The 17453-nt window shown below is 57.7% G+C and carries 16 protein-coding genes; 14 read left to right on the top strand and 2 right to left on the bottom strand.

The window, feature by feature from the left end; translation table 11 throughout:
* Nucleotides 1-158: 158 nt before the first annotated feature.
* Nucleotides 159-1403, bottom strand: a complete 1245-nt coding sequence (locus AABB29_RS03580; RefSeq protein ID WP_341368253.1) for a UbiH/UbiF/VisC/COQ6 family ubiquinone biosynthesis hydroxylase — start codon at nt 1401-1403, stop codon at nt 159-161.
* A gap of 45 nt (nt 1404-1448) precedes the next feature.
* Here AABB29_RS03580 and AABB29_RS03575 point away from each other — a divergent pair, with 45 nt between their 5' ends.
* The 12 genes from AABB29_RS03575 (at nt 1449) to AABB29_RS03520 (ending at nt 13577) form a co-directional block, all read left to right on the top strand.
* A complete protein-coding gene (locus AABB29_RS03575; RefSeq protein ID WP_341369007.1) occupies nt 1449-2777 on the top strand; it encodes an amidase family protein in 1329 nt (442 codons plus the stop codon).
* Nucleotides 2778-2790: 13 nt separating this feature from the next.
* Complete coding sequence (locus AABB29_RS03570; protein ID WP_341368254.1) at nt 2791-4746, top strand: hypothetical protein; 1956 nt, start codon at nt 2791-2793, stop codon at nt 4744-4746.
* A gap of 224 nt (nt 4747-4970) precedes the next feature.
* Nucleotides 4971-6146 (top strand): aminotransferase class I/II-fold pyridoxal phosphate-dependent enzyme, encoded by a 1176-nt coding sequence (locus AABB29_RS03565; RefSeq protein ID WP_341369008.1) that lies wholly within the window; start codon nt 4971-4973, stop codon nt 6144-6146.
* Between the two features lie 11 nt (nt 6147-6157).
* Entirely contained in the window at nt 6158-9172 is a 3015-nt protein-coding gene (locus AABB29_RS03560) for a DNA translocase FtsK 4TM domain-containing protein (RefSeq protein WP_341368255.1), read from the top strand.
* A 66-nt stretch (nt 9173-9238) separates the two neighbouring features.
* Nucleotides 9239-9853, top strand: a complete 615-nt coding sequence (locus tag AABB29_RS03555) for a LysE family translocator (RefSeq protein ID WP_341368256.1) — start codon at nt 9239-9241, stop codon at nt 9851-9853.
* Nucleotides 9850-10299 carry a DUF3429 domain-containing protein gene (locus tag AABB29_RS03550; protein ID WP_341368257.1) on the top strand — a complete coding sequence of 150 codons (450 nt, stop codon included), beginning with the start codon at nt 9850-9852 and terminating at the stop codon, nt 10297-10299. Before AABB29_RS03555 ends, AABB29_RS03550 begins: the two co-directional genes overlap by 4 nt.
* Nucleotides 10300-10902 (top strand): class I SAM-dependent methyltransferase, encoded by a 603-nt coding sequence (locus tag AABB29_RS03545; RefSeq protein ID WP_341368258.1) that lies wholly within the window; start codon nt 10300-10302, stop codon nt 10900-10902.
* Complete coding sequence (gene rnhA, locus AABB29_RS03540) at nt 10895-11347, top strand: ribonuclease HI (protein ID WP_341368259.1); 453 nt, start codon at nt 10895-10897, stop codon at nt 11345-11347. The genes AABB29_RS03545 and rnhA overlap by 8 nt, the downstream gene beginning before the upstream one ends.
* A 48-nt stretch (nt 11348-11395) precedes the next feature.
* A complete protein-coding gene (locus AABB29_RS03535) occupies nt 11396-11857 on the top strand; it encodes a hypothetical protein (protein WP_341368260.1) in 462 nt (153 codons plus the stop codon).
* Nucleotides 11858-11902: 45 nt separating this feature from the next.
* Entirely contained in the window at nt 11903-12730 is an 828-nt protein-coding gene (locus AABB29_RS03530; protein WP_341368261.1) for an SDR family NAD(P)-dependent oxidoreductase, read from the top strand.
* Between the two features lie 64 nt (nt 12731-12794).
* Nucleotides 12795-13001: a twin transmembrane helix small protein gene (locus tag AABB29_RS03525; protein WP_341368262.1), complete on the top strand. Its 207-nt coding sequence runs from the start codon at nt 12795-12797 to the stop codon at nt 12999-13001.
* Between the two features lie 3 nt (nt 13002-13004).
* Nucleotides 13005-13577 (top strand): cob(I)yrinic acid a,c-diamide adenosyltransferase, encoded by a 573-nt coding sequence (locus AABB29_RS03520; protein WP_341368263.1) that lies wholly within the window; start codon nt 13005-13007, stop codon nt 13575-13577.
* A 39-nt stretch (nt 13578-13616) separates the two neighbouring features.
* Here AABB29_RS03520 and AABB29_RS03515 read toward each other — a convergent pair whose 3' ends face one another.
* Nucleotides 13617-15467: an extracellular solute-binding protein gene (locus tag AABB29_RS03515; protein WP_341368264.1), complete on the bottom strand. Its 1851-nt coding sequence runs from the start codon at nt 15465-15467 to the stop codon at nt 13617-13619.
* Nucleotides 15468-15754: 287 nt separating this feature from the next.
* Between AABB29_RS03515 and AABB29_RS03510 the strand changes: the two genes are divergently transcribed.
* Both AABB29_RS03510 and AABB29_RS03505 read left to right on the top strand, forming a co-directional pair.
* Complete coding sequence (locus AABB29_RS03510; RefSeq protein WP_341368265.1) at nt 15755-16513, top strand: electron transfer flavoprotein subunit beta/FixA family protein; 759 nt, start codon at nt 15755-15757, stop codon at nt 16511-16513.
* Entirely contained in the window at nt 16513-17439 is a 927-nt protein-coding gene (locus tag AABB29_RS03505) for an FAD-binding protein (RefSeq protein ID WP_341368266.1), read from the top strand. Before AABB29_RS03510 ends, AABB29_RS03505 begins: the two co-directional genes overlap by 1 nt.
* Nucleotides 17440-17453 lie beyond the last annotated feature (14 nt).

Genomic DNA, 17453 nt, shown 5'->3' with positions numbered 1-17453 from the left:
ATCGTTGATCGTTCTTTCGTTGACTTGGTGTATTGTGTATCGCGGCCCGGGGCCATTGGCTATTCACTTCTGTTATGCTCTTGCGTCGTTGCGCCGATATCCGCTGCGTATTGATGGGGCCGGAAGAAGGAATTTCGCGAAATTCCTTCGCCCCGCTATCACTGCATGAGCGTCGGCAGATCACCGGTCAGCCCGGCGGCTTCGCGGATGAAGCCGCGCCGCAGGCTTGGCGCTGCATTCACGATCCCCATGCCGATATCGCGCGCTGCCCGCAAAAACGGGTTATCATTTGAAAACAGACGATTGAACGTATCTGTCGCCACGGCCAAGGTGGTTGTATCAAAACGGCGCCATTGTTCATAGCGCGCCAAGGCCTGGGCGCTGCCGATGTCTTCCCCGCGGGATCGGGCCTCATATAAAACCTCAGTCAGCGCAGCCACATCGCGCAGACCGGCATTCAGCCCTTGCCCTGCGATCGGATGCACCCCGTGCGCTGCATCGCCAATCAGAGCGACCCGATCTGCGACAAAACGCTGCGCCAGCGATAGCCCCAGCGGATAGGTGAACCGCGCGCCGGTTAAGCTAATTTCGCCAAGAAAGTCGCCAAAGGCCGGGCGCAACGCGGTCAGGAAATCGGTGTCATTCATTGCTGCAAGCGTCGCAGCGCGGTCTTCGGTCTCGCTCCAAACAAGAGAACTGCGATTACCCGTCAGCGGCAAAATCGCAAGTGGTCCACCCGGCATAAAGAACTGATGGGCGATGCCTCCGTGTGGCTGCTCATGGGCGACAGCGCAGACCACGGCGGTTTGGCCGTACCCCCAACCTGTGCGTTTGATCCCGGCCCGGCTTGCGGTTCCGCTTTGCCGCCCATCAGAGCCGATCAGAACGCGGCCCACGATCTTTTTGTCATTGTCCAAAGTGACAGTGACACTGGCCGCATCGCACGTCTGCGCCGTCACAGCCTGGCCTGCCAGATGCGTGATCTTCTTTTCAGCCGCTATCGCATCCAAAAAGGCGCGCCGCAGATGCCGGTCCTCGACCATGTATCCCATTGGGCCTTCTTCGATCTCGGCATGGTCAAAATGCATCATCCACGGGCTGGCTCCTTCGCCAGCGCGCCCGTCTGAGACTTTGATTTCCAGCATCGGCTGGGCCTGTTCGGCCAGCATGTCCCAAATCCCGATGCCCCGCAGAAGCCGCATTGAGGCAAGCGCTAAGGCGTATGACCGCCCGTCAAACCCCGGTTTCTTCCGCCTGTCGACGGTTAGCTTATCAATCAGCGTTACGGTAAAGCCTGCTTGCGCAGCGGCCAAGGCTAGGGCCGGCCCGTTCAGGCCACCACCCACGATAATCAAATCCGTCTTCATGTCCCGCAATATGCGCCTCTGCGCGGGATTGTCCATGCGCGCAATGGCCGCTACCGTCGCCCTGCAATCAGGAGGGACATGATGCAAGACTGGCGTTGGATGACCGCAGCGGATTTGGGCCGTGCGATTGGGGCAGGGCAGATCGATCCGGCCGCGTTGACCGAGGTTTATCTCGCGGCCATTGATGCCCATGAACACCGTGATCGTATCTATGCGCGTGTCACCCGTGATCGCGCGCGGGCCGAGGCTGCGTCCGCGGCTGACCGTGCAAAGGCGGGGATGCGGCGTGGGCCGCTTGATGGTGTGCCTGTGTCGTGGAAAGACCTTTTTGACACTGCGGGTATCGGGACCGAGGCGGGTACCGCGCTGATGGCCGGCCGAGTACCGGAGCGCGATGCCTATGTGCTAGAAGCCGCGACAACCGCTGGGCTGGTCTGCCTCGGGAAAACCCATATGTCAGAGATCGCATTTTCGGGCCTGGGCCTGAACCCGATCACAGCGACGCCCCCTTGTGTGAACGACCCTGAAGCGGTGCCCGGTGGGTCATCGTCGGGGGCGGGGGCTTCAGTTGCATTTGGACTGGCTGCAGCAGGTATCGGTTCGGATACGGGCGGATCGGTGCGGATACCTTCAGCCTGGAATGATCTGGTCGGTCTGAAAACCACCCATGGGCGGCTGTCATTGGAAGGGGTCGTGCCGCTTTGCCTGACCTTTGATACGGTCGGCCCGCTGTGCCGGTCAGTTGAGGACGCCACGCTTCTGCTTGCGGCACTTGAGGGCTCCCGCCCGGTTGATACAGCGGGCACCACGTTGCAGGGCGTCCGGCTGATGGTGCTGGATACAATTGTTCCCGACGAGGTGCGGGATGCACCGCGTGCGGGTTTTCAAAGCGCGGTTGAGCGCTTGCAGGCAGCAGGCGCTATTGTCGAACACCGGTATTTTGCGCAGCTTTTTGATGCATTCAATGTTGCCGGCAATCTTTATGCGGCGGATAGCTATGGCTGGTGGCGCAATCTGGTGGAGGCACATCCCGAAAAGATGTTTCCCCAGATTCTAGAGCGGGTGCGCGGCGGGCAAACGGTCAGCGGGCCGGATTACTGCGCGGGCTGGAATATGCTGCGCGATATCCGCAAGCAATACGCCACTGAGACCGCGCAGTTTGACGCTGTGATCATGCCGACCGCCCCGATCTTGCCGCCTCATGCGCAACGCCTGTTGGATGATGATGATTATTACAAATCGGAAAATCTTTTGGCGCTTCGCAATACGCGGGTGGCCAATTTGCTGAACCTTTGTTCGGTCACTTTGCCCACGGGCGTGCCCTCATGTGGGATAATGTTTAACGGCCAAACCGGGGCCGAGGCCGCTTTGCTGCGCCTTTGCACCGCGGCAGAGCGGGCTTTGGCCTGATCAGAGTTAAAACATGCGGTCTGTTCTGACTATCATATGCGCGCTCTGGTCGCAGGTTGTATCGGCCGATGTCTGTGACGGCCGTTATGCGGCCCCCGCCGCGCTGATTGATGCGGCCTATTCGAAATACGGAACGCTGTATTCGGGTGGGATGAATTACGAAAGCTTGGGGCCAACCCTGTCGCTTTATCGGCTGATGATGGGGCTTCCTGACGCAGGGTTGATGGAGCCTGCCGATCGGGGCCTCGCGTTTCTTGACCCGCCACCGACATCCGTTTCAGCGGTTTTGGCCCGGTCTTTGGCCCGGATGCGCGATCCCGATTTTCGCAAAGTGACGCCAGAGGGGCAGACCGATAGCGAGGTTCTGCTGAATGTCTACACCACCATTGGTCCTTTTCCCGGATGGTGGTTGACCCCCGATGCACCGCATCTGACGGAAACAGAACGGGTTATCGCCCTGTTTGCCCATGATGACGTGCTTGATTGGCTTTTGACGATCCAGGCCGCCTCGGCCCGGCCACACACGATTTCTTGGGGGCTGCAGTCTGGTTTTCGGGATGGGCGCAGCGCAGCGATGCGTGGCCTTTTGGTTCACGCACTGCAGCGCTATCAAGACAAAACAAGTTTGCCATGGCTTTTGGCCGTGATGCATATGCGTGAAGACCGGCGGCATATGGCGTATCTTTCACCCGAATTAAGAACGGTTTTTAGCCAGGCCGAGGCTCATGTTAGCGCGCTTGGCACGCAGGTAGGCGCATGTGATGCAACAGATGCAGAATATGCGGCGTTTGCCATTGCCCGGTATGAGCAGGAACGATTTGCGATCGCATCCTGGCGTGCCGAACCACATGCCGTTGACACGTTGCATTATCTACCCGCAATATTGCGCCAGCAGGCGGCCGTTGAACTGGCCAAGATCGAGATATCAGGACTGTACTATGGCTGGAACCCGATGTGGTCCCATCTGTCCGCCGATGATTTGCGTCGCCTTGCGGATGATCCACGGTTTGACAGTTGGTTGAATGCGGGCGCCAGTTATCGGGCCGGATCGGTGGGCGCATTGGTCGATATCAATGCCGATGTGCCATTGCATCGGGACACGATCCGTTTGCTCAATGTGCTTTCCGCCGATGACTTGTTGCATTTTGCCCGTCAGCGTGACGCTTATCCAGACGAACAGCGCGGGCTGACAACCGCAGCCTTTCTGCGCCTTGTGGCCCTTGGGCGTGATGATGATGCAGCGGAAATAGTGCCCGAAATCATGTCGTTATGGCCGCGGCGTCAAGAGCTGTTAGAGGCCGCTTGGGCCCGCGATGGAACACTAGGGTACCGTCTTGTTATGGTGGCTTTGTCCTTGCCAGCCCCGCGCGTCGTGATTGCGCTGGCCGATGATATCCCATTGCAAACAAACGGTGATTCGTTCTGGACCAGCGCAAGGGTGTCGCGGGATCTGCCCTTGTCGATCAGAACTGGCGCCTTTTTGACAGCCGATTTCCGGAATTGGATGGGGAGTGTCGGCACGATTTCTTGGATGGGATATCGGGTCAAACAACGGGCCTATCGGCGCGGTATGACGTTGCCTGACCCATTGACTGGCAAGTTTACACCTTTGCCTGAAACGCTGGGCCTTTACCATCGTGATCATCTCGGGCTGGCGGGTTTTGCGGCCTGGGACGAGCTTGCGCAACTGGGGCCGCAGAGCGGTCTGGCAAATCGGATTGGGCGCGAAATCATCGCCAATGCCCGCGCGCAGACATCCTCTTGGCGACGTTTCTTTGCCGATCAAGAGGCGCTGGCCCAAGAGCTGGAAATGGTCATCTGGCAAGGGCGGCGCATGATCCACGGAGATATGGAAGGCCGGCCATTGGGACAGGTCGCCTTTGCGCTCCTGCATGACCGCTTGGGGCAGACGGGCACGGCGCAGCGCGTGCGGTATTGGTATATCTGCCGCGAGCGTTGCGAGCCTTAAACCATTCCGCCATAAATTCAGATCGCTTGTTCGCGGCCGCTTTCTTTGATCGAACGCGAAAAGCGATGTCTTAGGTTTATGTCAAATACACCGTGATGGCGGCAAAGGACTGACCCAAAAGCCACAATATCACCTGCCGCTGCGCCTTATTCTGGACAGACCACCCCGCGTCAGGCTAGTTTAGGCGAAAGCGGGGCGAAATGATCCCGCGTATTGAGGCAGTTATGGACTTTCCCGAGCGGTTTTCGGACCTCCCGGCGGCAACGTGGCCACGTTTACGTGCGCTTTTGGATGTGCCGACGGTGGCGACCGAGACAGTTAATATGACCATTGGCGAACCGCGCCATGCGTTCCCTGCGTTTGTGGGCGACCTTTTGGCGGCCAACCTGCAGGGTTTTGCCAAATATCCTGACAACAACGGCGTGTCTGATCTGCTGGTGGCCATTGGTGGCTTTTTGCAGCGCCGCTATGGTGTCGATATCCCGACCGATCAGATATTGACCCTGAACGGCACCCGCGAAGGCCTCTATAATGCGGCCATGGCGCTTTGCCCTGAGCGCAAGAATGGTCAGCCGCTGATCCTGACCCCGAACCCGTTTTATCCGGTCTATGCTGTTGCCGCTTTGTCGGTGGGGGCGGAGCCGGTGTTTGTGCCTGCGACCGAAGCCACAGGTCATTTGCCGGACTTCCATGCCTTGTCTGCGGATGTTTTGGATCGCACCGCGATTGCCTATATCTGTTCGCCCGCCAACCCGCAGGGGGCTGTGGCCGATGCGGCCTATTGGCGTGCGCTGATCACTTTGGCCGAGAAGCATGATTTCATCGTTTTTGCGGATGAATGCTATTCCGAGATTTACCGTGATGTGCCCCCGCCCGGCGCCTTGCAGATTGCCCATGAGATGGGTGCTGATCCTGAGCGGGTCGTGATCTTTCATTCCTTGTCCAAACGGTCGAACTTGCCCGGGCTCCGGTCTGGCTTTTGCGCCGGTGGCCCCAAGTCCATCGCCCGCATCCGTCAGTTGCGTGCTTTTGCCGGTACCCCTTTGCCCGAGCCGTTGCAGGCTGTCGCCACCGCTGTCTGGAATGATGAGGCGCATGTGGATGAGAACCGCGCCCTCTATCACCGCAAATATGAAATCGCCGATGATATTCTGGGCCATATCGATGGCTACCACTCCCCGCAGGCCGGGTTTTTCCTGTGGTTGCCGATTGAAGATGGCGAAGCGGCCACGGTCAAGCTGTGGCAGGAAACCGGCGTCCGGGTGTTGCCCGGCGCTTATCTGAGCCGTGATGTTGCCGGCGAAAATCCAGGTAAAAAGTATATTCGGGTCGCCATGGTGGCCCCAACACAAGAAATGCAGCGCGGTCTGACTCTGATCCGCGACTGTCTGTACGGTTGAGGAACAAGGTCATGGCATCATATCAAACACGGCAGCGCGATCCGCTTTTGGACAGCACCACCCAGGCCGCGATTGAAAAACGCGGGCGCGAATTATTCGGTATCGCCTTGGCTGTCGCCGGGCTTTTAATTGCGGCGATGATGGGAAGCTATTCGCCTGATGATCCCAGTTGGATTTCTGCAACAGATGCACCCGTCCAAAACTGGCTCGGCCATTTCGGCGCATCGATTGCGGCCCCCGTCATGATGATAGTCGGGAAGGGCATTTGGATCGTGCCACTGGTTCTGCTGACTTGGGGCACTCGGTTTATCTTGCATAACGGGCAAGAACGCGCGATCAGTCGTCTGATCTTTGCACCCGTCGCGATTGTGTTGGGTTCCGTTTATGCCGCGACACTCAGCCCTGCGCCCGCATGGCCTGCAAATTTTGGTTTGGGCGGTCTTTTCGGTGACACTGTTCTTGGTGTCATCCTGACGATCGTCCCCTTTGGCACCAGTTTCGGCGTCAAACTGCTGTCGCTTTTGTCCTTTGCCGCCGTTCTGACGATCATGGCATTTGTATTGGGCTTCACCCGCCCAGAGCTGCGTCAGGCAGGCCGGTTCCTGATGTTGGGCACCGTGATGCTTTATGCGCTGCTGCTGCGTGTAGTGGGTAAAGGCGCAGCCCTGTCTGCCCAAGCTGCCCAGGGTATGAACGCCACCATGCAGGCCCGGCGTGCCGAAGCGGCTGAGGCCCGTACCGCATCCGCCGAAACCTCAGCCATGGAAATCGCGCCATTTCCTCCATCACCAAAGGCTGATGTAAAGGCCCGCGCTGCCGCAGTTGTTCGGTCAAACCCGATTATGCCCACAAGCCCGCCGCCCTTGGCCGCTGACACAGCCGCACCCGCTGCGGCACCCATCATGCCTCGCGCCCCTGCGCCAAAGATGCCGCCTGCGCCGCCCCTCGCGGCGCCCGCCCGCGCAGCCCCGCCTGAACCGCAATCCGGTGGGTTCTTGTCTGGTTTGCTGAAACGTAGCGACCCGATGCCCGAGCCTGAACTTGTGACTGCTGAACTGCCTGCGGATACCCAGGCTGAAACCAGCAGCCCTGACCGTGTCAGCGCGCGCATTGCAGATGCGATCAAGAACCGCACGCCAGCACCATCGCCGACCGGTGTACGCATTGAACCTGCCCTGACCGCAGGCCGCGGTCCGAAACCGCTGGTGTTTGACGCAGATCCTGTGATCGAGCCGGAAGAAGAAGTGGTCGCAGACGAAGCACCCGCTGCGACCCCTGGCTTGCGCATTCCTGCGGCGATTGCAGCAGCTATGGCCCCCAAAGTTACCGCCGCACCCGAGGCAGAGGTGATGGCCCAACCGCATATGCCAATCCCTGCGCCGCATGTGCCTGCGATGCCGACGGCGCCCGAGCCGCGCAGCGTTGTCCAGCATCCTCCCAAACGCGCGCCACAGCCGTCCCGTCAGGCCAAGGCCGAGGCCCAGCCTGCGTTGAAGTTTGAGGAAAAATATGCCGATTATGAGAATCCTCCGCTTGGCCTGCTGACCAATCCGATTGATATCCAGCGTCATCATCTGAGCGATGAAGCCTTGGAAGAAAACGCGCGCATGCTGGAAAGCGTACTGGATGATTATGGCGTCAAAGGTGAGATCGTCAGTGTCCGCCCCGGCCCCGTCGTCACCATGTATGAGCTTGAGCCTGCGCCCGGTCTAAAAGCCAGCCGCGTGATTGGCCTATCGGATGATATCGCCCGCTCGATGTCGGCTCTTGCGGCCCGCGTTTCCACCGTGCCTGGTCGGACAGTGATCGGGATCGAATTGCCTAATGAGAACCGCGAAAAAGTTGTGCTGCGCGAAATCCTGTCCCATCGCGATTTTGGCGATGGCAACCACAAGCTGCCATTGGCGCTGGGCAAGGATATTGGCGGAGAGCCGATTGTGGCCAACCTGGCCAAGATGCCTCACCTATTGATTGCCGGGACCACCGGTTCGGGTAAATCGGTCGCGATCAATACGATGATCCTATCGCTGCTTTACAAGCTGTCGCCGGAAGAATGCCGCATGATCATGATCGATCCGAAGATGCTGGAACTGAGCGTCTATGACGGTATCCCCCATCTTCTGTCCCCTGTTGTGACCGACCCGAAAAAGGCGGTGGTTGCCCTGAAATGGGTCGTCGGTGAGATGGAAGAGCGCTATCGCAAAATGTCCAAAATGGGCGTGCGGAATATTGATGGTTACAACGGCCGCGTCAAAGACGCTCTGGCCAAGAATGAGATGTTCAGCCGCACCGTGCAAACCGGTTTTGACGATGAAACGGGCGATCCTATCTTTGAAACCGAAGAATTCCAGCCCGAACTGCTGCCATATATCGTCGTAGTCGTTGATGAGATGGCCGACCTGATGATGGTGGCTGGTAAGGAAATCGAGGCCTGTATTCAGCGTTTGGCGCAGATGGCTCGTGCGTCGGGGATCCACCTGATCATGGCCACCCAGCGCCCATCGGTGGATGTGATCACCGGGACGGTCAAGGCGAACTTCCCGACCCGGATTTCGTTTCAGGTGACCTCAAAAATTGATAGCCGCACCATCTTGGGCGAAATGGGCGCCGAGCAGCTTTTGGGCATGGGTGACATGCTTTATATGGCGGGCGGATCCAAGATCACCCGCGTGCACGGCCCCTTTGTCAGTGATGAAGAGGTCGAGGAAATCGTCAACCATCTGAAGGCATTTGGCCCGCCCGAATACATGTCTGGCGTTGTTGAGGGGCCCTCTGACGATGCTGAAAGCAATATTGACCTGGTTCTAGGGCTGGGCGACGGGTCGGATAGCGAAAATGCGCTTTACGACACGGCTGTGGCGATTGTGATCAAAGATCGCAAATGTTCGACGAGTTATATCCAGCGCAAGCTTGCCATTGGCTACAACAAGGCCGCGCGTCTCGTTGAGCAGATGGAGGAAGAGGGTGTTGTCAGCAGCGCCAACCATGTGGGCAAACGCGAAATTCTTGTGCCCGAGCAGCAATAGCCCGGGAAAGCCCTGGCACAAGAATGGCGGTGGACAGCCGCCATTCCTTGGTCGATGATCGCGCCTATGATCAGTTTGCAGTTTCTTCTAACCGCCTTTGTGGTCTGTATAGCGCCAGGCACGGGCGTGATTTACACCCTCGCGCTTGGGTTGGGGCAGGGCAGGCGCGCTGCCATTGCGGCTGCTGCTGGGTGCACATTGGGGATTGTGCCGCATTTGGCTGCGGCAACGCTGGGGCTTGCTGCGGTGCTGCATACCAGTGCGCTGCTTTTCCAGGTCGTGAAATTCGCGGGCGTGGCCTATCTGCTCTATCTGGCCTGGCAAGCGCTGAAATCCGATGGGCTGCTAGCCGTTAGACCTGATGCTGTGCCTCAATCGATGATCAAAATCGCGCAACGCGGCGCGCTGATTAATGTGCTGAACCCAAAACTGTCGATTTTCTTTCTGGCGCTTTTACCGCCGTTTCTCAGTGGCAACCCAGGCACTGTTACATCCGAGATGATCTTGCTCGGGGCGGTGTTCATGGCGCTGACATTCGTGATCTTCGTGCTTTACGGCGTCTTTGCCGCCTTCGCCCGGGCCCGCTTATTGCGCAGCGCCCGTATCATGCAATGGTTGAACCGGTCCTTTGCCGGAATTTTTGCTGCACTTGGCCTGCGTCTGGCCTTCGAAAAAGCATGAAAGCCATTCCCTTCATTCCCCTCGCCCTTGGCTTGGCCGGGTTGACCCCTTTTGTCTGGGGCGCGTTGACCATGTTGATCCCTGGGCTGGGTGAATGGGCGCTGCAACAGCTGGGTGGGCGTTTTGTCGGCCCCTTTGTTGGTTTGTCCTACGGCACGGTAATCCTGGCGTTCATGTCGGGCGTGCTGTGGGGCTTTGCGACCAAGGCCGAAGGGCGGGTGGCCCATGCCGGTTATGTTCTGTCGGTCATCCCTGCCCTTTGGGTTTTCTTCATGGTCGGCGGCGGACCGACCGCGGCCGCAATGAACTTGATCGCGGGCTTTTTGGGGCTTTTGCTGCTTGATTGGCATTTCTGGAGCTTCGGCCTCGCCCCGCGATGGTGGATGCACTTGCGGGTGTTGCTGACAACAATTGTCGTGCTTTGTTTGCTTCCGGCGGTCTTCTAAATGGCTGATCCAAAGACAATCGCGACCTACAACGCCAAGGCGGCCGATTACATCAAGCTGGTGAATACAGACGGCCCCGATGCTAGTTTGCAGGCGTTCATTGATCTGATCCCGAAAGGGGGCGCTGTGCTGGATTTGGGCTGCGGGCCGGCGGCGGCGTCTGCCCATATGCGCGCTGCCGGGCTGTTGCCTGATCCGGTTGATGCAGCCCAGGCCATGGTTGATCTGGCCAATGAAACCTATGACATCAATGCGCGCCTGGGGACCTTTGATGATATCAGCGGGGTGGCGCGCTATGCGGGTGTTTGGGCCAATTTCAGCCTTTTACATGCGCCCCGTGCCGAATTCCCCCGCTATCTTGTGGCGATCCACAAAGCACTGGTGCCTGGCGGTATTCTTCATATCGGCATGAAAACCGGGACCGGCACGCATCGGGATGACATTGATCGGCTTTACACCTATGTGGGTGTCGCGGAGCTGACTGGCCTGTTGCAGGCGGCTGGTTTTGAAATCACCTTTACCCAAGAGGGCCGTGAAAAAGGGATGGCGGGGACACTTGATCCGTTTGTCTTGATGCGCGGCTGGAAAGACCCTGATGCCTGAACTTTTTGCGTATACGGATGGTGCTTGTTCGGGAAACCCCGGCCCGGGCGGCTGGGGCGCCTTGCTGATTGCCCGCGACGGTGATCAGGTTCTCAAAGAACGCGCGCTAAAGGGCGGCGAGCCTGATACAACGAATAACCGCATGGAATTGCTGGCCGCGATCACCGCGCTTGAAACGCTTAAGCGACCAACAGCGCTGACCATTGTGACTGACAGTTCTTACGTCAAAGATGGGATTACATCCTGGATCCATGGCTGGAAAAAGCGCGGCTGGAAGACGGCAGCGAAAAAGCCGGTCAAGAATGAAGACCTATGGCGCAGATTAGATGCGGCCGTGGGGCGTCATGATGTAAGCTGGGAATGGGTTAAGGGTCACGCCGGTCATCCCGAAAACGAACGGGCAGATGAACTGGCACGGGCGGGGATGGCACCGTTCAAGGCATAGGCTGCGGCGCAATTGGTAACGCCAGGGGTTTGGAAGGGTGACAGACAGATGGCAGGGTTATCAGAATATCAGGCGGCTTCAGGTCGGCTTGAACCCGTTTGGACCTTGGAGATTCAGACGCTTCCGCGGGATGTTGACAGACTTCTTGATGCTGTCATGCAGGTCTATTCGCTCAGCTATGGGCGCTACCAGCGAAATGCGAGCGTTTCGGCAATAGGCAAGGAAACCGCACAACCACAGACCGGATCGACCACGACAACACATGTTAAAGATTTTGCCGCCGGGGCCACAGAAACTTATCCGATGGTTGAACTGAAAATCTCTATCCCGCGTCAGGTGGAAATACTTGAACGAGTGATGGACGCGCTCATCGGTGCGCATCACTATGAAGAGCCGGTGATATTCCTGCGCGAAGACTGGGCGAGCCGCGCTGCCTATGATCCCAAAAGCGGTAATCCCAATCGCTGGTGGAACAATGGCGAAGGCTTGCCGGATAAGGTTGACCTATAGCGTCCACGACTTGCGTGATCGCCGGATGCGGTGCAGACAGGGCCTATGACCCAGAAATCAATCCTTATCACGGGCGCATCTTCGGGCATTGGCCTTGATGCTGCCTATGGGCTGCGCAATGCCGGATGGCGTGTGTTTGCCAGCTGCCGCAAGGCCGAAGACTGCGCGCGTTTGCAATCGGAAGGGTTTGAAAGCCCGCTGATAGACTATGCGGATGCGGATACGATCGTAAACGGACTGGCTGAGGTGCTCGAGGCCACTGGCGGAACACTTGATGCGCTTTACAATAATGGGGCCTATGCCTGCCCCGGCGCAGTTGAAGATCTGCCCACCGACGCGCTGCGGGCCATTTTTGAAACCAATCTTTTTGGTTGGCATGAACTGACCCGGCTGGTCATCCCGGTTATGCGCACGCAGGGGCATGGGCGGATCATTAATTGCTCATCCGTTTTGGGGTTTGTCGCGATGAAATGGCGCGGGGCTTACGTCTCAACCAAATTCGCGCTTGAGGGGCTGACGGATGTGCTTCGGGTTGAGATGGCCAATACGCCGATCAAGGTGATCTTGATCGAACCGGGGCCGGTCACGTCGAAAATTCGCCAAAATGCAATCCCGCATTTCGAAAAATGGATCGATTGGAAAGGCTCGGCCCGAAAGGATGAGTATCAAGAGGTCATGGGCCGCCTTTATGAGGATCGTGGTCCAGATCAGTTTGAATTACCCGCTGAGGCAGTCACCAAAAAGCTGCTGCATGCGCTGACCTCTTCCCGGCCGAAACCGCGCTATTATGTGACCACACCTACGTATTTGATGGGGTTCTTGCGCCGGATCCTTTCCACGCGTTTGCTGGATAAGGTGATATTGAAAGCGTAGGGGCTTTCCTTCGCCACCATGGCTGCTACATGGCCAAGGGCGGATAATTGAAGGACCGTAATAGATGACAAACGACCCGCTTTTTTGGTTCATGCTGCTATCGGTCGCTGCGGTGTTGGTGATCTTGATGGCAGGGATTGGCACCTTCGGCAAAGGCGGCGCGTTCAATCGCAAATATGCCAATAAGATCATGCGCTGGCGGATCGGTGCGCAGTTATTTGCAGTTGTGATGATCGTGCTTTTTGTCGTTTTGCGTGGCAACGGGGGATAGAGCATGGTCGTTTTGAACAAGATTTACACCAAAACCGGTGACGCGGGGGAAACGGCGCTAGGCAATGGCGCGCGCGTGGCCAAACATGCGCTGCGTGTGAATGCCTATGGAACGGTAGATGAAACCAACGCGACCGTTGGTCTTGCGCGCCTGCATGCGACAGATGAAATGGACGCCCAATTGGCTATGATCCAGAATGATCTATTCGATCTCGGCGCCGATCTGTGCCGCCCAGATATGGAAAAAGACGCCGAGGCCGAATATCCCGTTTTGCGCATGGCCGATACGCAAGTCACGCGTCTGGAAACCCAGATTGATGCGATGACTAAACAGGTTGAGCCTTTGCGTAGCTTCATTTTGCCAGGTGGCTCGCCATTGGCGGCCCATCTGCATCTCTGCCGGACGATTTCACGTCGGGCCGAGCGGCTTTCGGTTGAACTGGCCACGATGGAGGCAGTCAATCCAGCGGCGGTGAAATATCTGAACCGTCTGTCGGACTGGTTCTTTCAGGCTTCGCGAATTGCGAATGAGAATGGCAAGCGCGATGTACTTTGGGTGCCGGGCGCCAACCGCTAAGGGCGAAGCCTAGCCCGCCATTTTGCAGCGGACGGGGCTCTAGAATTTGTCCTCTAGCGCGCCGGCTGCGACCAGCGCATCATATTTGCCTTGATCAAACCACCAGAAATCCACGCCCCGGTTGAAATCATATGGGGCGGGCCGGTCGGGCATGCCGAAGATGTCCCAGATCGCAACCCGGTGCGCCGCCAAGGTCCAGCCGCTGATCCAGATATTCTTGGACCGCAGCACACGGTCGAGCGCCCGGATGGTGATGACCAGGTCTTCGCGCGTTTCGGCCTCGGTTGCGCGTTCGATCAATGCGTCAACGACGGGGTCTGCGATTCCGCTTAGATTATTGCTGCCCTCGGCGGCTGCGGCCGCTGCGCCATAAAAGGCCCGTAGATCCGCGCCGGGCGTGACCGAGACCTGCCATGCGGCCGCGTTTAGATCAAAGTCATAGGTTTGGCGCCGCTCGCTCATGGTGCTGGGGTCGAGAAACTCAAATTCGGCGTCGATGCCGATGCTTTTCAGGTTCTCGATAAAGGGCACGATGACTCGTTCCAGACCGCGGCTGTCATCGGGCAGGCGCAGGGTTAATACTTCGCCCGCTGCATTTCGGCGCATCCCGTCATCACCTGCTATCCACCCTGCTTCGTCCAGCAGGCGCGATGCTTCACGCAATCCGCTGCGATCACGCGGGTTAGGGCCGCCCGCATAGGGTACAAAGGCGGGCTGGGTGAAAATCTCGGGTGGCAGTTGATCGCGAAACTCTTCCAAGAGCGCCAGCTCTGCGCCTTCGGGGATGCCTTCGGCTTGCATATCGGTGTTTTCAAAGAAACTGTCGGATTGATCATAGGTCTGGTAAAACAGCGTCTCATTCGTCCATTCGAAATTGAACGCATATTGCAGGGCCAGGCGGACTCGGGCGTCTTGCAGGGCTGGCTTGCGCATGTTGATCCAAATGCCGTACGCGTTCCCTGGCTGGGCATCGGGGATCATGATCTGTTTGACCCAGCCGCTTTGTGCAGCCGGGAAATTATATCCCGTCGCCCATGAGGATGACCGATACTCAACCCGCATCGCGTATTCACCGGCTGCAAATGCTTCCAGCCCGACGGTGTCATCGACGAAATATTCATAGGCGTAGCATTCGAAATTATTTCGGCCCGCGTTGACCGGCAGATCGGCAGCCCAATAATCGGGGTCTTTGCAAAATGTGATGCTGCGCGGGGCATCGACGGTCTCAACCAGATAGGGGCCAGAGCCGATGGGCGTATCCATCCATGTATCGTCGAAAGGGACATTATCGTAGAAATGGGCGGGCAGGATCGCAAGCTGCGCCAGACTGCCGATAAAGGCGTTTCCAGCTCCGGGGGCCAACGCGATGCGGACCCGGTGGTCGGTCTCTGCGGTCATCTCCGTCACATCGGCAAGCAGGTTGCGATAATAGGGATGCCCATCGGTTTTCAGTGCGTTGATCGTAAAGATGACGTCTTGGGCGGTGATGGGTTCATCGTCGTGAAACCGGGCCTCGGGGCGCATGTTGAACGTCACATATGACAGATCGTCGGGGTATTCGATTGTTTCGGCAATCAACCCATAAAGCGCGTCCGGCTCGTCATAGGCGCGTGCCATCAGGCTGTCATAGACGTGATGGCTGATCTCAGAGGCCGGATCGCCTTTGATGATGAAGATATTCATGCTGTTGAAAGTGGGCGTGCCGTAAAGCTGGCGCTGGGCCATCGTTCCGCCCTGGGGCGCATCGGGGTTGGCATAATCGAAATGGGTGAAATCGGGGCCATATTTAAGGTCTCCGAACACAGCATAACCGTGACTGATTGTGACATCGGCCATTCCGGGCCCGGCAAATGCGCAAAGCGCTAGCGCCGCAGCGCGATTTCTGATCATCTTCGAAGTCCCCCAATGTTGCACCGCCCTTAGTCAGGTCAATTGATGGGGGCCTGTCAAGCCGGGTTTGGCGGGTCACCGGTTTTTGATGCGCCCATTGCGACGTTCTACCGCTGGGCCGTGACCCTTAGAAGACAGCCCGGTTTGTAACGCTGAATTGACGTGCACGTCCGGAACGTGGCGTCCGCAGACCCATGCGCGTCGATTTTGCACTGTTTTCATTCCATCACCCGCGCTAACAACGGCAGGAGAACGGAAAATATCAATTTCTTGGGAGAGAAACGCAGATGAAGGTCCTCGTACCCGTCAAGCGCGTGATCGACTACAACGTGAAGGTCCGCGTGAAAGCGGATGGCTCCGGTGTTGATCTCGCTAATGTCAAAATGTCCATGAACCCGTTCGACGAGATTGCCGTCGAAGAGGCCATTCGCCTGCGTGAAGCAGGTAAGGTGGAAGAGGTTATTGCCGTTTCGATTGGTGTCAAACAGGCTCAGGAAACATTGCGTACTGCGCTCGCCATGGGTGCGGACCGCGCCATTTTGGTCGTTGCGGCAGATGATGTGCATACGGATATCGAACCTTTGGCCGTGGCAAAAATCTTGGCTGCTATCGTCAAGGAAGAAGATCCGCAGCTGGTGTTGTGCGGCAAGCAAGCCATCGACAATGACATGAATGCTACCGGCCAAATGCTATCGGCATTGCTGGGTTGGTCGCAGGCCACATTCGCGTCCGAGGTCGATCTGGATGGTGACAGCGCCACAGTCACCCGCGAGGTTGATGGCGGTTTGCAAACCATCAAGGTCAAGATGCCGACCATTATCTCTGTTGATCTGCGCTTGAATGAGCCGCGTTATGCATCCTTGCCCAACATCATGAAGGCCAAGAAAAAGCCTTTGGACGAAAAGACACCGGCAGATTACGGCGTTGATTTCACACCGCGCCTTAGTGTGGTCGGTACGTCCGAACCTGAAAGCCGCAAGGCTGGGATTATCGTTGGCTCAGTGGATGAACTGGTCGAGAAACTTAAAGAAGCGGGGGCTGTGTAATGGCTGTTCTTCTGATTGGTGAAGTAAGCGACGGTGCCCTGTCGGTTGATGCGACAGCAAAAGCTGTCAGTGCCGTGGCAGCGCTGGGCGATGTGACTGTGCTTTGCGCCGGCGCGTCCGCCAAGGCTGCTGCGGATGAAGCGGCCAAGATTGATGGTGTCGCAAAGGTACTATGTGCCGAAGATGCGGCCCTCGGTCACCGTTTGGCCGAGCCGACCGCAGATTTGATTGTCTCGCTTGCTGGTGATTACACGCATATCGCCGCCCCTGGGACAACAGACGCCAAGAATGTGATGCCCCGCGTGGCGGCTTTACTTGATGTGATGATCGTCTCTGAGGTGACCAAAGTTGTTGATGCGGACACCTTTGAGCGTCCGATCTATGCGGGCAACGCTATTCAAACCGTGAAATCAGCGGATGGCAAAAAAGTGCTGACTGTCCGTACCGCTGGTTTTGACGCTGCTGGTATGGGTGGCTCTGCTGCGGTTGAAGCCATTGGCGCGGCTGGTGATCCAGGCCTGTCCGAATGGGTCGAAGACAAAGTTGCCGAATCCGACCGACCCGAACTGACATCGGCAGGTGTTGTCGTCTCTGGCGGGCGCGGCGTAGGGTCGGAAGAAGACTTCGCCCTGATCGAAAAGCTGGCAGATAAGCTGAACGCCGCTGTTGGCGCGTCGCGCGCTGCGGTCGATAGCGGTTATGCCCCCAATGACTGGCAAGTTGGCCAAACCGGTAAGGTTGTTGCGCCTGATCTTTACGTCGCAGTCGGGATTTCCGGTGCAATCCAGCACCTTGCGGGCATGAAAGACAGTAAGATCATCGTGGCGATCAACAAAGACGAAGAAGCCCCGATTTTCCAGGTGGCAGATTTTGGTCTGGTTGCTGATCTGTTTGATGCGGTTCCGGAGCTGACAGGTAAGCTCTGATCTGATACGCATCT

It is taken from the genome of Yoonia sp. BS5-3, from assembly GCF_038069655.2.
Classification (GTDB): domain Bacteria; phylum Pseudomonadota; class Alphaproteobacteria; order Rhodobacterales; family Rhodobacteraceae; genus Yoonia; species Yoonia phaeophyticola.
This window is presented reverse-complemented; position numbering and strand designations above follow the sequence as displayed.